Raw genomic sequence first — 1,189 nt, 5'->3', positions numbered from 1 at the left:
GGTAATCCCCCCGCAAAACCAGTGCGCTGAGAAGTAGAGAGTCTCACAGGAGAATCTCTACCATGAAGAAATCGCGTTTCACCGACAGCCAAATCATCGATGCACTCAAACGGGCGGAGGCCGGCTTGACGGTTCCCGAGCTTTGCCGCGAACTGGGCATCAGCTCGGCGACGTTCTATAAGTGGCGCGCTAAGTTTGGCGGCATGGACGCGTCGTTGATGGCACGTATGAAGGAGCTTGAGGAGGAGAACCGGCGGCTGCGCAAGATGTACGTCGAGGAGAAGCTCAAGGCCGAGGTCGTGGCGGAGGCGCTCGCAAAAAAGTGGTGAAGCCATCTCGCCGACGCGAGATGGCGCAACGAGCCGTGCAGCAACGAGGGCTGTCCATCCGGGCGGCCTGCCAAGCCTTCCAGATCAGTCAGGCCTGCTATCACTACGAGGCCCGGCGTTGCATCGAAGACGATGAGATCGCCCAGTGGCTGCTCAGGCTGACCGACAACAACCGCAACTGGGGATTCGGGCTTTGCTACCTGCACCTGCGCAACGTGCGCCGCTGCCCCTGGAACCACAAGCGCGTGTACCGAATCTACCGGGAGCTGGAGCTCAACCTGCGCATCAAGCCGCGCAAGCGCCTGGTGCGTGAGAAGCCCGAGCCGCTGACGGTGCCGCAGCACAGCAACGAGGTTTGGTCGATGGACTTCATGCACGATCAATTGGAAGACGGGCGTAGCATCCGGCTGCTCAACGTGATTGACGACTTCAATCGTGAGGCCCTGGGCATTGAGGTGGATTTCTCGCTGCCCTCGCATCGCGTGATCCGGGTACTGGCGCAGATCATGGCCTGGCGCGGCAAGCCGCAAGTGATTCGCTGCGACAACGGACCGGAGTACATCAGCGCCACGCTGCTGAACTGGGCCAGTGCCCGCGGCATCCACATCGAGCACATCCAGCCGGGCAAGCCACAGCAAAACGCTTATGTCGAGCGGTTCAACAGAACGGTCCGCTACGAATGGCTGTCACAGTACCATTGGGCCGACCTAGACGAGGTCCGTGAGTACGCGACGCAGTGGATGTGGCGCTACAACCATGAACGCCCGAACATGGCCTTGGGCGGCATCACCCCGAAACAGCGGCTGGCCATGGCCGCATAGCTCTACTTCTCGGAGTGATGGAATTCGGGGGGATTACCC

The 1,189-nt window shown here is 60.8% G+C and carries 1 protein-coding gene; it reads left to right on the top strand.

The features are described from left to right. Window positions 1-62 precede the first annotated feature (62 nt). A protein-coding gene (locus tag DBR47_RS24495) for an IS3 family transposase (RefSeq protein WP_124455139.1) occupies window positions 63-1,150 on the top strand; the annotation gives its coding sequence in 2 pieces (ribosomal slippage) (window positions 63-315 and window positions 315-1,150; 1,089 coding nt in all). Window positions 1,151-1,189 lie beyond the last annotated feature (39 nt).

This window comes from Paucibacter sp. KBW04, from assembly GCF_003852425.1.
Lineage (GTDB): Bacteria > Pseudomonadota > Gammaproteobacteria > Burkholderiales > Burkholderiaceae_C > Paucibacter_A.
This window is presented reverse-complemented; position numbering and strand designations above follow the sequence as displayed.